The sequence below is a fragment of the Streptomyces sp. TLI_185 genome (assembly GCF_003814765.1).
GTDB lineage: Bacteria > Actinomycetota > Actinomycetes > Streptomycetales > Streptomycetaceae > Streptomyces.
Map to the genome: position 1 here is coordinate 6,237,726 of NZ_RKRB01000001.1, position 12,481 is coordinate 6,250,206.

The 12,481-nt window shown below is 71.2% G+C and carries 12 protein-coding genes; 6 read left to right on the forward strand and 6 right to left on the reverse strand.

The features are described 5' to 3' along the window. Positions 1-4: 4 nt before the first annotated feature. The 6 genes from EDD92_RS28855 to EDD92_RS28880 form a co-directional block, all read right to left on the reverse strand. On the reverse strand, positions 5-1,678 hold the full coding sequence (locus tag EDD92_RS28855; protein WP_123967035.1) for a protein kinase domain-containing protein: 1,674 nt from the start codon (positions 1,676-1,678) through the stop codon (positions 5-7). A gap of 179 nt (positions 1,679-1,857) precedes the next feature. Beyond that, on the reverse strand, positions 1,858-2,358 hold the full coding sequence (locus EDD92_RS28860) for a hypothetical protein (RefSeq protein ID WP_123967036.1): 501 nt from the start codon (positions 2,356-2,358) through the stop codon (positions 1,858-1,860). 106 nt (positions 2,359-2,464) lie between these two features. After that, positions 2,465-4,033, reverse strand: a complete 1,569-nt coding sequence (locus EDD92_RS28865; protein ID WP_123967037.1) for a serine/threonine-protein kinase — start codon at positions 4,031-4,033, stop codon at positions 2,465-2,467. Then, positions 4,030-4,776 carry an FHA domain-containing protein gene (locus tag EDD92_RS28870; protein ID WP_123967038.1) on the reverse strand — a complete coding sequence of 249 codons (747 nt, stop codon included), beginning with the start codon at positions 4,774-4,776 and terminating at the stop codon, positions 4,030-4,032. Before EDD92_RS28870 ends, EDD92_RS28865 begins: the two co-directional genes overlap by 4 nt. A gap of 164 nt (positions 4,777-4,940) precedes the next feature. Continuing rightward, on the reverse strand, positions 4,941-5,471 hold the full coding sequence (locus EDD92_RS28875; protein WP_123967039.1) for a hypothetical protein: 531 nt from the start codon (positions 5,469-5,471) through the stop codon (positions 4,941-4,943). A 69-nt stretch (positions 5,472-5,540) separates the two neighbouring features. Then, positions 5,541-6,149, reverse strand: coding sequence for an RDD family protein (locus tag EDD92_RS28880; RefSeq protein WP_123967040.1), 609 nt, complete (start codon positions 6,147-6,149; stop codon positions 5,541-5,543). Positions 6,150-6,394: 245 nt separating this feature from the next. Here EDD92_RS28880 and EDD92_RS28885 point away from each other — a divergent pair, with 245 nt between their 5' ends. From EDD92_RS28885 to EDD92_RS28910, 6 genes are all read left to right on the forward strand, one after another. Beyond that, positions 6,395-7,249 carry a bifunctional methylenetetrahydrofolate dehydrogenase/methenyltetrahydrofolate cyclohydrolase gene (locus tag EDD92_RS28885; RefSeq protein WP_123967041.1) on the forward strand — a complete coding sequence of 285 codons (855 nt, stop codon included), beginning with the start codon at positions 6,395-6,397 and terminating at the stop codon, positions 7,247-7,249. Continuing rightward, positions 7,239-7,760 (forward strand): DUF3017 domain-containing protein, encoded by a 522-nt coding sequence (locus EDD92_RS28890; protein ID WP_123967042.1) that lies wholly within the window; start codon positions 7,239-7,241, stop codon positions 7,758-7,760. Before EDD92_RS28885 ends, EDD92_RS28890 begins: the two co-directional genes overlap by 11 nt. A 299-nt stretch (positions 7,761-8,059) precedes the next feature. Next, positions 8,060-8,515: a helix-turn-helix transcriptional regulator gene (locus tag EDD92_RS28895; protein WP_123967043.1), complete on the forward strand. Its 456-nt coding sequence runs from the start codon at positions 8,060-8,062 to the stop codon at positions 8,513-8,515. A 367-nt stretch (positions 8,516-8,882) separates the two neighbouring features. Then, the gene (locus EDD92_RS28900; protein ID WP_260326811.1) at positions 8,883-10,109 is read left to right on the forward strand and encodes a DUF2690 domain-containing protein; all 1,227 of its coding nucleotides are present in this window, start codon (positions 8,883-8,885) and stop codon (positions 10,107-10,109) included. A gap of 337 nt (positions 10,110-10,446) precedes the next feature. Beyond that, on the forward strand, positions 10,447-11,436 hold the full coding sequence (locus tag EDD92_RS28905; protein ID WP_030930180.1) for a malate dehydrogenase: 990 nt from the start codon (positions 10,447-10,449) through the stop codon (positions 11,434-11,436). A 132-nt stretch (positions 11,437-11,568) separates the two neighbouring features. After that, positions 11,569-12,480, forward strand: coding sequence for a hypothetical protein (locus EDD92_RS28910; RefSeq protein WP_123967045.1), 912 nt, complete (start codon positions 11,569-11,571; stop codon positions 12,478-12,480). The last annotated feature ends 1 nt before the right edge of the window (position 12,481 follow it).

The following is a 12,481-nucleotide window of genomic DNA, read 5'->3' on the forward strand; positions in this document are numbered from 1 at the left end:
TTCCTCAGGTCGAACTGCGCAGTGCCGACCACGTGTTGGGGCCGACCTGGCCGTCGACCTCCAGCCCCTTGTCGCTCTGGAAGCTCCGTACCGCCGCGTCAGTGGCCTTGCCGAAGTCTCCGTCGACGCCCGAACTGCCCACGCTGTAGCCCCGCTTGGTCAGCATGCACTGCACCTGCACGACGCGTTGGCCGCGGTCGCCCAGCTGGGTGAGTTCGGTTCCGGAATAGGTGGTGCACTCGGTGAGCCACGGCGGCTTCGCCGGGGCGGGGGTCGACTTCGAGGGGGTGGGGGTCGGGGTGCCGGGTGCCCCGGACGTGGGGTGGGGAGTGGGGCTGGTGTGAGCGGTTCCTTGCGCGCCGTTGCCGGAAGGGGCGGTGGAGGTGATCGGGTTCCCGTCCTTCGCCCCCTCCTCCTTGTCCTTCCCCTTCTCCTTCTCCTTCGGCTTCTTGAACGGAGAGGAGGGCCCGTCGCCGGACGCGCTGGTCGTGGCGGTGGGGGAGGCTGCGCCGACGGTGCTTGTGGTGTTGTCGGAGAACGACGTGCGGGTGAGCAGGAAGGCGGTCAGGGCTACGGCGCACACCGCGAGTACGGCGGTCAGAGCGGCGTACCGCTTCCTGCGAGGCCGGGCGGGCGCGGTCGGCGTTGCCGACTCAGTCACCGGCGGGCCGAAGCCCGGCCCTGCCGCCGGGTACACGACCCGCTGGGTCGGCGTCTGCTGAGCCTGCTCGCCAGGGCGGCTGTTGCGGAGCACGTCGTACGCCTGCTGCCGGGCGAGGAGGCGGCTGCCCAGCGGCTCCTGCCAGGAGGTGGCCCGGGGTTGCGCGGCGGCGGCGTCGATGAGGTGCTGTGGGCCGGGCCGTAGTGCGGGGTCCTTGTCGAGGCAGGCGGTCAGCAGGGCGGCCAGGGCGGGGTCGGCGGCCGCCACCTCGGCCATGATCTCGGCGTTCGGCGCCTCGGAGGCGACGCGGTGCAGGACGTCCATGCCGGTGCCGTCGCCGAACGGGGCGTGTCCGGTGAGCGCGTGGACCACGGTGCTCGCGCAGCAGAACACGTCCGAGGCCGTGTCGCAGCGGCCGTCCCTGAGGTACTCCGGGGACATGAAGGCCGGGGTGCCGACCCGGCTGCCGGTGGTCGTGATCGCGCTGGCGTCCACGGCCTGCGCGATGCCGAAGTCGATCACGTGCGCGCCCTGCTGGGTGAGCAGGACGTTCGACGGTTTGAAGTCCCGGTGCACGATCCCCACGGCGGCCAGTGCGCCCAGTGCCCGGCCGAGGTCCGCCACCAGCCGCCATGCCCCGGACGGCTCCAGGACACCGCACTCCCGTACGGCGTCCGCGAGATTGAGGCCGGGCAGATACGCAGTCGCCATCCAGAGCAACTCGCTGTCGGCCTCGAAGCCGGTGCCGAAGAGCTCAGGCGTGTACGGCGCGCCCACGCGCGCGTGCACGGTGGCCTCCCGCTCGAACCGCCGCCGGAAGCGCACGTCTTCGGCGAGCTCGGGCCGTACGACCTTCACCGCGGCCAGCCCGGGCGTCCCGTCGCCGTGCCGTGCGAGGTAGACCCGGCCCATCCCCCCGCTGCCGAGCAGCCCCAACGGCACGTACGGCCCGATACGTACCGGATCGGTCGGCCGCAGGAGCCTCGCACACGTCTCTGCGAGGGCGGCGTCTGACATGGATCCCCCGACGTGTTCTCTCGCGACCTCGTTCATCCCAACGGGCTCTGTGGCACCGCTGGTTGACGAGAGACTACCGGGTTACGGGGGCGGCAACCGGATCAAGGGCGGCGTAAAAAGAGCCGCGGCCTCCGGCCCTCCCCCGAGGGAGCCGGAGACCGCGGCTGGCTGGCGCCCTGTCAGCAGGGGCGCAGGGACCAGATCGGGTCCCATGTGGCCGTGCCTGCCTGGTACGCCGTGGACGTCCAGCGGACGCTGCCGTCCTGGTTGTAGAACTTGGCGACCGTGCCGGGCGTCTGGTTGTTGGTGAACGGGCCGTCGCCGGTCCAGTTGCTGACGGTCCAGGTCTGGCACTTGTAGAAGTCGAACTTGGTGCCCCTGACGACCATGCACAGGTGGCCGTAGCCGCAGGCCAGGTCCTGGGTGCCGAGCTTGCCCTGCGGGGCTCGGGTGAGGGTCAGGCCGTCGTACTCGACCTCGTCGGCGGTGGACCTGAGGGCCTTCGGGTGGCCGGCGAGCACCTGGTCGGCGGTCTGCTGGAGGCTGTTGACGCGGATGCCGTCCGGCGTCGAGGTCACCCGGGTGCCGTCCGGGGTGTCGGCCGCGGTCGCCGCGACCGTGGAGCCGGCGAGCAGGGCGGTGGCGGCGAGGAGCAGTGCGGCGGGCTTGGCGATGTTCACGATGGTTCCCCCATGAACTCATGAACTCCGGTGGTCGTTCCGCCGTGGCGGAGTGGTACCACCGTGCCGCCGGCGCCCGTCGGCCGGTACCTCGGAAGTCTCAGGGTCACCAACTCCCGGGTGGCGTGTACTCCTTGAGGTACTGGGTGAGCCGCTTGCAGTAGTCGCGGTATTCGGGGGGAATGCCGCGTGCGGCGTTGACCCGCTTGTACGAGGTCCGGTACGCGGCGGCGATCAGTACCCGCTTGTCGCCGGGCAGGCCGGGTGTCAGGTTCGGCTCGATGTAGCAGAGGTAGTGGCCGAGGCCCGCGATCGAGTCGGGGACGGAGAGGGGCGGCTTGGGGATCGATTTCACCGGCCGGCCGTCGGCCCGGATCCACCAGCGCAGCAGCCTCGGGGTCCAGCGGGCGATGCCGTACTCGTCCTTGCCGGGGTCGGAGAGCTTCGGGTCGAAATTGCTCTCCGCCTTGAGCATGGCCGCGATGAGCGCGGGTGTGACGTCCGCCTGGTCGCAGCCGTGAGCCGCGTCGACGATCATCGGGCGGTAGACCGCCGGGATGCCCTGGTCCGTGCGGAGTTCGGCGGAGCCGTAGGTGGCGGGGGTGGCCTTCGCCGTGGGGGAGGTGCTCTTGACCTCCGGGGTGCGGCCGCCCGTGTCCGCCCAGGTGCTGATGCCGTAGCCGAGTGCCGCGATCGCGACCGTGGCGGCCGTCGCGCTTGCGATCACCGTCGAGCGGCGTCTGAGGCGGGGGAGCCGGCGTGGGCGGTCCGTGCCTGCCGCCTCCGCGACCCGGCGCAGCAGGGCGTCCGTGGCGACGCGGTCGGCGTGGGTGCGGGAGAGGCAGTCCCGGACGATCTGCCGCCAGGCGTCCGGAAGTTCGGGCGACAGGCGCAGTTCGTCGGTGCCGCGGGCGTAGGCGGCGGCCGCGTCGCGTCGGGCGGTCGGGGTGCCGCCGGGGAGGGGGAAGGAGTCGGTCAGCACCAGATGTGCCAGGACACCGAAGGCCCAGACGTCGGCGGAGGGGCGGATCTGGCGGCCGCGAGTGCCGATCTCCGACCACAGGAGTTCGGGCGGGGTGTAGTCGGGCGTGGAGAAGGCGGGGGTGTACGCGTGCGTGCCTTCCAGCTCCGCCGCCATGTTGAAGTCGGCGAGGCGGGCGGAACCGTCCTTCATCAGCAGGACGTTGGCCGGCTTCAGGTCGCCGTGCACCCAGCCCGCGCGGTGCAGCTGGGCCAGGCCCTCGCAGATCTGCGCGAGCAGGGCCGGCCCGGCGGCCGGACGGGGGTCGACGGACAGCAAAGCCGACAGGGAGCGTTCCGCCTTCTCCAGTACGAGGACGGTGGCGCCGTCCAACGCCGGACGACCGGGGTCGTCGACCGTGAGGGTGTCGTACATCCGGATCAGGCGCGGCTGCTTCAGCCGGCGGTGCAACTCGACCTCGCGGTCGATGAGTTCGCGCAGGTGGGCGAGTTGGCGGGGGGTTCCGGTGCCGGTCGGCAGGAACTTCAGGGCGGCCGTGCGGGGCAGCTCCTCGCCGCTGCCGGGGCCGGCCGGGTCGCCCGTGCGGCGGCCCTCGTACACGCTCCCGAAGGCACCCGTCGCGATCGGGTCCCGTACCTCCCAGACGCCCACCCGGTACCCCTTGGGCACCGGCACGGCGTACGGCTCGGTCACCGGACCGCCCGGCCGGACGGGGAGGCGGCCAGGACCACCAGGTCGTCCTCGCGGACGAGGTCGAAGCGGAGTGCGAGCGAGACCAGCGATTCCTTCTTGCCGTTGAGGCGCGGTCCGGTGTCCGCCTCCTCCGGGCCCGGCTTCAGGCGCAGCTTCACCGCCAGATAGTCGATGTTCCACTGCACCGAAGTGCGGGACGCCGCCGGCCAGTTCGGGCGGAGGCGGTCCACGACCTGGTCCACCGTGGGCAGGGGGGCGTGCGGTTCGCCGCGCAGGCGCGGTTCGCACAGGGCCGCGAGGACCGCGAAGTAGCGCTTGGTGCGGTCGACGGAGAAGGCGGGGGCGGTGGTGGCGCCGTCGAGACCGCCCTCGGAGTGGAGGTAGTCGTGGCGGGGCGCCCACACCTCGACGGCCAGGAGGTCCCCGGCGGCCGGCAGCACGATCCGCGAGAACTCGAAGGGGACGGGGGCGTCGAGGCGGCCCGGCCCGACCTTCATGTGCTCGCCGGCGCCCTCCGGGTTCTCCACGACGTACGTCTGCTCCCCGCTGAGGTTGCTCAGTATCCAGAAGGCGCCCTGCGCGGTGATCTCGCCGGCCCTGCGGGAGACGCCCTTGTGGGGGATCTCCACGTCGCAGTCGGCGCTGCGCCCGAACGTCAGCCGCTCGCCGGGCGCGAGCTTGAGCTGGGTGCGAGTGGACTGGTCCTCCGTGGTCGGCGGAGGTACCACGATGATGCTGTACAAGGTGCGTCTCCCGTGCCTGCCGGCTACCCAGGTCAGAGTAGGGCGACGCACCAGGGCCGTGTCCCCCTCGGACGGGGAGACACGGCCCTTGGCGATTTATTGGCGCGAACTGTGCCCTCAGGTTTGCCGTTCCCCGGGGAAAAGCAGCAGTGGCGCGGGGCGGTTCACTGGCGCACGCGGTTGAACCAGGCGTTTCCGTTCGGGTTGCCGGCGAACACGGCGATCAGGATGCCGAGCACCGCGTGGAGAAGGCCCACGACGATGAACGGGTAGAAGCCGAGGATCGCGGTGATGATGCCGAAGATCATGGCCGAGACCCGGACCTTGTTGCCGCCGTCGCTGAACTTCATCGCCAGCACGGCCGCGAACACCGCCCAGAGCAGCGCGAACACCACGATCGCCCACAGCGCGCCGGTCGAGTACTCCTTGAACTTCTCGAAGGAGGCCTCGTCGTCGAGGCTGCCGGCCTTCGTGCTCTGGACCTTCCCGGCGAGGAAGGCGAACAGGCCCACGCCGAGGAGGTTCAGGGGGACGATGACCCACAGCAGCACCCGGCCCGCGCTCACGGTGCCCGGCATCGTCGTCATCACGGGGGCGCCGCCGTAGGGCCCCGCCGGGGGAGCCGCGGGGTAGCCGTAGCCCGGCTGCCCGCTCTCTGTCGGGCCGTAGGGGTTGTGCGGGCCGCCGTAACTCATCGGGGGGGTTCCTCCGTCGTGGCGGGAAAGCCTCGTGGCGATCCGCCGTCAAATGGGGTGGGGCAGTGGTCAGTTCGTACGGATCACGATCGACGAGCAGATCTTGTCGGCGAACGTCTGGCGCTTGGCGTCCCAGGCCGGCCACAGCCAGCCGAGGTAGCAGGCGAGGCTGTCCAGGAAGTGCGCGAGCCGGCGCACGAAGGCCATGCCGACGCCCAGGGGCTGCCCGTCGACCTCCCGCACCAGGCGGATGCCGAGTGCCTGCTTGCCGACCGTCTGACCGGTGCGGCCCTCCCTGATCAGCTGCCAGATCGCCAGGCCGATGAGGGCGAGGTAACCGATGATCGCCACGGCCCAGGTCCTGCTGGCCCCGCCGACGATGACGACGATGTAGGGGACCAGGAAAACGAGTCCGTCGACCAGGGTGCCGAGGAAACGCTGACCCCAGTTCGCGTACGGCGGCTGCATGCCGTAACCCGCCTGCTGCGGGTAGCCGTAGCCGGCCGGGGCCTGCGGCGCCTGCGGGTAGCCGTAGCCCGGCTGCTGCGGCGGCACGCCCTGCGGGGGCTGCTGCGGGTAGCCGTAGGGCTGCTGGGCGCCCTGCTGGGGGTAGCCGTAACCGGGCTGCTGCGGCTGCTGCGGCTGGCCGTAGGGGTTGTTCGGGTCGCCGTAACTCATGGCGGGATTCCTCCGTTGCACACATGGGGACGTTGCGGATTGCGCGGAGGAATCACACGATGTGAGCGGTTTGCCCCCCGAACACGAACCGCGATACTGCGCCGTTCATCGTTCTTTACGGCTGCTCGCCTTGTCCAGTGGCATTTCGCATGTGTTGTGCAAGTGCAATCTTGCTGATCATGGCTGTACCACCGGTACGGCACCCGGATTGGAACCGGGGGGCGGTCATCCGCGAGGATGGGGGCATGACCGCCCAGATTCTCGATGGCAAGGCCACCGCAGCCGCGATCAAGTCCGATCTGACCGCCCGCGTGGCGGCGCTGAAGGAGAAGGGCGTCACGCCCGGCCTCGGCACGATCCTCGTCGGGAACGATCCCGGCAGCCAGAAGTACGTCGCCGGGAAGCACCGCGACTGCGCCGAGGTCGGCATCGCCTCCATCCAGCGCGAGCTGCCGGACACGGCGACGCAGGAGGAGATCGAGGCGGTCGTCCGGGAGCTGAACGAGGACCCGGCGTGCACCGGCTACATCGTCCAGCTGCCGCTGCCCAAGGGCATCGACGAGAACCGGATCCTGGAACTCATGGACCCGGACAAGGACGCCGACGGCCTCCACCCGATGAACCTCGGGCGTCTCGTCCTGAACGAGCCGGCCCCGCTGCCCTGCACTCCGAACGGTGTCCTCACCCTGCTCCGCCGGTACGGCGTCGAGATCAAGGGCGCCGAGGTCGTGGTCGTCGGCCGCGGTGTCACCATCGGCCGCCCGATGCCGCTGCTGCTCACCCGCCGCAGTGAGAACGCGACCGTGACCCAGTGCCACACCGGCACCCGCGACCTGTCGTCGCACCTCAGGCGCGCGGACATCATCGTCGCGGCCGCCGGTTCCGCGCACCTCATCCGGCCCGAGGACGTCAAGCCGGGCGCCGCCGTCCTCGACGTCGGTGTCTCGCGCAGCGCCGAGGGCAAGATCGTGGGCGACGTCCACCCGGGCGTCGCGGAGGTCGCCGGCTGGATCTCGCCGAACCCCGGCGGTGTCGGCCCGATGACCCGTGCCCAGCTGCTCGTCAACGTGGTCGAGGCGGCGGAGCGCAGTGCCGGCTGAGGCGAAGCACCCCGAGGGTGCGGCGGAGCAGCCCGAGCGCGAGGCCAAGGATCCCGAGCGGCAGGCCGAGGAGACCGTGCGCGACGCGATCAGCGCGCCCGACGCCGAGGGCGTGCCGCGCCGCACGACGCGCCGGTTCCCGCTCTTCACGAAGGACACCGCACGTCCCGAGGGCGGCGGCCGGGCAGCCTCCGGCGACGCCCCCGCCCCCGCCCGGCAGTGGCCGATCCTCGCCGTCCTCGGCCTGGTCGGGCTCGGCCTGCTGCTGACCGCGCTGGACGTCTTCCGGTACGGCACCCTGCTGATCGGCATCGCCCTGGTGGCCGGCGCCGCGCTGCGCTGGATCCTGCCCGACGTCGGCATGCTCGCCGTGCGCTCCCGCTTCACGGACATCGTCACGTACGGCGTGCTGGGGCTGGCGATCGTGATGCTGGCGATGATGGTGCAACCGCATCCGTTGCTGCAGATTCCTTTTTTGAAGGACACGCTGCACTTCACGGTCAGTAGTTGACTGCGGCGCCGTTGTGGCTGGTCGCTCCCCCACTCTCGAATTCGCTCGAGCGGGGGGACCCCCATCGCGGCGGAGCCGCATATTGGCTGTGACATCAGCCGCTGCCGCGGAGGGGCCCCGCGCCCCTTTGGGGGCGCGGCCCGGAACCGTTTGAGGCGGCGGCCCGTCCTCTCCCCCGAGTAAGGACGGGCCGTCGTCGGAATCAACCTTCCTGCACGGTGAACGGGCTGTTCAACGCCTGTCAGTGCGCTGTGGCACGGAGGTGACCGTTCCGCAACGGGAGAACCTGGAGGTGCGCGATGGGCGGCTGGCAGCCGCTGCCTGACGATCTGCCGCCGGAGGTGCGGCACTTCGTGGAGCAGTTGCGGCTCCTCAAGGACCGGACGGGGCTCAGCCTCGTCTCGCTCGGCGCCCGCACCGCGTACAGCAAGTCCTCCTGGCACCGCTACCTCAACGCCACCCAGCCCCCGCCCCGGCAGGCGGTCGCCGCCCTGTGCCGGATCGCGGGCCTCGCCGACACGGAGGCCGAGCGTTTCGGGGTGCGCTGGGAACTGGCGGTGCAGGCCTGGCCGCGCCCGGCGAAACCCGCCGGTGAGGAAAGCGCGAGCGAGTACGAGGACGATCCCACCCTGCCCTGGTGGGACACACCTGAGGAGACCCGTCGCCGCCCGGGTGGACGGCTGCTGCTGTACGCCGTACTGCTTCTGCTCCTCATGCTGGTGATCGCCGTCGTGGGTGTCCTCGCGCTCGGGTGAGTTGCCCTTGGGCGGGGTGAATACGCCCGTGACGGGCGAGGTTGTCCGTGTGTGTCTGCGGTGTCGATGTATTGACAAGTTTGCGGATTTGACACGGGGTTGTTCGACGAGGGCCCTAGTGTGGGCGGGTCCGGCCGGGCGGCGGAGGGGGCCGCCGGTGGGACACTGGCTCCACGGCCGGGCGGGCGTGCAACGGTGCATGCCGAACGGCCCCGAACGCTCCCGTGCGCCCCCATCCCGGGAACTGAGATCCTTACTGGGCGCATCCCTGTGGGTAGCCAGAACGGGCACCACGCGCGGGGGAACGCGAGGAATACCAGCACCAACCGGGGGGAAGAGGGGGGAAGCAATGCCTCGTTGGAGGGCCTTGCCGGACGAACTCGATCCGCAGGTCAGGGAGTTCGCGAGCCAGCTGCGCCGGCTCGTGGACCGCAGTGGCCTGAGCATCGCGTCGGTGGCCGACCGCACGGGCTACAGCAAGACGTCCTGGGAGCGGTATCTGAACGGCCGGCTGCTCGCGCCCAAGGGCGCGATCGTGGCGCTGGCCGAGGTCACCGGTACCAACCCGATCCATCTGACGACCATGTGGGAGCTCGCCGAGCGTGCCTGGAGCCGTTCGGAGATGCGCCACGACATGACCATGGAGGCCATCCGCATCTCCCAGGCGCGCGCCGCGCTCGGTGAGTTCGGGGCGCCTCCCGCCAATGCCAAGGCAGGCGGCAAGGCGAGCAGCAAGGGCGCCACGGCGGCCCGCAGGTCCGGCAGCGCGACGGCGACGCCGGGCATCGCGGGACCGGCGGGAGTGGCACCGACGGTGCCACCGCAGCCGGCGGGCCCGGATGTGCGGGACGCGGCGGCCGCGGTGCGGGAGAGCGGCGCATCGCCCTTGGCGGATGCGCCGGAGAGCTCCTCCGGCGCCAACTCGTGGGGGCTGGCCGGGTACAAGGGTCCGGCGCCGTCCGGTGCGCGTACCCCCGGGGCCGCCGCTCCGGCGTCGCAGCCGGCGGCCGGCGGTCACGGCTGGACGCCCGAGACGCCGAGCCCCGTCGGTGAGCCGCCGCAGGGTCCGCGGACCGGTGGGGGTTCCTCCTCCGGTGGTGGCAGGCGGAAGCTGACGATGTTCCTCGCGGGTCTCGTCGGCGTACTGGTCGTGATAGCCGCCGTGTTCTATCTGACCGACAACGGCTCGGGCAGGAAGAACGAGGGCGGCGCCTCGCCCTCTCCGTCCGTCAGCGCCCGCACCGACCTGCCGGCCGGGGTGAAGTGCAGCGGCGCCTCCTGCACCGGCAAGGACGCGGAGGCCATGGGCTGTACCAAGGACGCCGCCTCGGTCACCACCGCCAAGACCGCCGTCGTCGGCACGAGCACGGTCGAGGTGCGGTACAGCAAGACCTGCGGCGCGGCGTGGGGTCGTATCACCCAGGCCACCCAGGGGGACTCCGTCCAGGTGACCGCCGGCAAGGCCAAGGAGAGCGACAGCATCACCGCCACCGGGGACAACATCGCCTACACCCCGATGGTCGCGGTGAAGGACGCGGGCGAGGCGAAGGCGTGCGCGACGCTGGCGTCCGGGCAGAAGGGGTGCACGCAGTAGCGGCGTTGCAGAAGAAGGAGGCGGCCGCCCGTCGTCCGGGAGAGGGGGGACGGGGCGGCCGCCGTGGGGGGACCGACCGTGCCGGACTCCCGTGGGGGTACGGTTCGCGTGCCCGGGATGGGGACGACTATTCCTCCCGTCCCACATTTCTTCTGAGCCGGTTGAGTCGCCGGTTCACTCTGTGGGCCGGGCCACACGGACCCGGACGTCCGGGATCCCGGATGCGCGATAGCCTGACCGGTGGATCTCTTGATACCAAGAGATCGATCATTTGTACGTCCGCAGTCCGCACCCCTGGGCAAGGACGCCCACCGCCAGCTGTCATACGGAGAACGCCATGACCCGCACTCCCGTGAACGTCACCGTCACCGGCGCGGCCGGCCAGATCGGTTACGCCCTGCTCTTCCGCATCGCCTCCGGCCAGCTGCTCGGCGCGGACGTGCCGGTCAAGCTGCGCCTGCTGGAGATCACGCCCGCGCTGAAGGCCGCCGAGGGCACCGCCATGGAGCTCGACGACTGCGCGTTCCCGCTCCTGCAGGGCATCGACATCACGGACGACCCGAACGTCGCCTTCGACGGCACCAACGTCGCCCTCCTCGTGGGCGCCCGCCCGCGCACCAAGGGCATGGAGCGCGGTGACCTGCTCTCCGCCAACGGCGGCATCTTCAAGCCGCAGGGCAAGGCCATCAACGACAACGCCGCGGACGACATCAAGGTCCTCGTCGTCGGCAACCCGGCCAACACCAACGCGCTCATCGCGCAGGCCGCCGCCCCGGACGTACCGGCCGAGCGCTTCACCGCGATGACCCGCCTCGACCACAACCGCGCGCTGACCCAGCTCGCGAAGAAGACGGGCTCGACGGTCGCCGACATCAAGCGCCTGACGATCTGGGGCAACCACTCCGCCACCCAGTACCCGGACATCTTCCACGCCACGGTCGCCGGCAAGAACGCCGCCGAGACCGTGAACGACGAGAAGTGGCTGGCCGAGGAGTTCATCCCGACCGTCGCCAAGCGCGGCGCCGCCATCATCGAGGCCCGTGGCGCGTCCTCGGCCGCCTCGGCCGCCAACGCCGCCATCGACCACGTGTACACGTGGGTCAACGGCACGGCGGACGGCGACTGGACCTCCATGGGCATCCCGTCGGACGGCTCCTACGGCGTCCCGGAGGGCCTGATCTCCTCCTTCCCGGTCACCACCAAGGACGGCCAGTACGAGATCGTCCAGGGCCTGGACATCAACGAGTTCTCCCGCGCCCGCATCGACGCCTCCGTGAAGGAGCTCGAGGAGGAGCGCGAGGCGGTCCGCGGTCTCGGCCTCATCTGAACCGACTTGGCCCGCACGGCTTTACGGTTCTGTCACGACCCTGCACGGGCCCCGTTCCGGTTCTCTCCGGAACGGGGCCCGTGGCCGTTTTCGCCGCTACCGTCAGAACCGGTTCCGATGGGGTGGTGTGTCATGAGCGGTCCGTACGGCTACGACGACGGCCGCTCCGGTTCCGGACCGGAGCGCGAACCGAGCGAGGAGAGAGGCCAGGCGGCCTGGGCCGCCCAGCAGCCGGCAACTCCACCACCCTGGTCGTCGGCCGAGACGCAGGCGGGCCAGGCACCACCGCCCTGGGCCTTTGCGCCGACCCACACAGGCGGCGTCCTGCCGCCGACCTGGCCGCCACCACCGCCTCCGGCGAACCCGGGCCGGAGAGCCCGCCGTGTCCTGGCCGTCCTCACGGCCACGCTCGTCCTCGGCGCGGGCTCCGGAGCAGGCGCCTGGTACCTCACCCGCGACCACGCGCACGGCACCGGGGCCGCGCCCGCGACGAGTGCCGGCGTCACGGTCACCACGACCCCGCCGCCGAGCCCGACGCCCACTCCCACTCCCACCGCGTCCGCCTCGCTCCTGGCGTCCTCGTCCCCCTCGGCCGGCTACCGCCACACCCAGGACCCCGTCGGCTACGGGATCGACGTCCCCCAGGGCTGGACCCGCCGCGAGAAGCAGGGCAAACTCGCGCCGGTCGTCTTCTACGACGCCCCCGCCGACGGCCGCCAGCTGCAGATCTTCGAGGTCACCGAGTCCACTCCCTACGAGTCCCTGACCCTCGCGGAGACCGACCCGGGTTACGGCTTCGCGGCCCAGCCCGGCTACCGGGTCGTCGAACGCGATCGCGGCGACACCTGGGCGGAGCTGGTGTATCGCTACGACGACGAGGAAAAGGGTGCTCGGCAGGTGATCGACCATCGGTTCCGGGCCGTGGACGGGACGCTGTACGCGATCCGGTCCAGTGGGCCCGCGGAACTCGATCCCGAGCTGGTGCGGGGGCCGTTGGCGATGGCGGTGCGGTACTTCTGCCCCGCGGGGGCCGACTGTTCGTAGA

Excerpts from the sequence above, each read along its gene's own strand:
- EDD92_RS28855 (WP_123967035.1), bottom strand. The coding sequence starts at position 1,678 with ATGTCAGACGCCGCCCTCGCAGAGACGTGTGCGAGGCTCCTGCGGCCG.
- EDD92_RS28875 (WP_123967039.1), bottom strand. The coding sequence starts at position 5,471 with ATGAGTTACGGCGGCCCGCACAACCCCTACGGCCCGACAGAGAGCGGG.
- EDD92_RS28880 (WP_123967040.1), bottom strand. The coding sequence starts at position 6,149 with ATGAGTTACGGCGACCCGAACAACCCCTACGGCCAGCCGCAGCAGCCG.
- EDD92_RS28885 (WP_123967041.1), top strand. The coding sequence starts at position 6,395 with ATGACCGCCCAGATTCTCGATGGCAAGGCCACCGCAGCCGCGATCAAG.
- EDD92_RS28895 (WP_123967043.1), top strand. The coding sequence starts at position 8,060 with ATGGGCGGCTGGCAGCCGCTGCCTGACGATCTGCCGCCGGAGGTGCGG.
- EDD92_RS28905 (WP_030930180.1), top strand. The coding sequence starts at position 10,447 with ATGACCCGCACTCCCGTGAACGTCACCGTCACCGGCGCGGCCGGCCAG.
- EDD92_RS28910 (WP_123967045.1), top strand. The coding sequence starts at position 11,569 with ATGAGCGGTCCGTACGGCTACGACGACGGCCGCTCCGGTTCCGGACCG.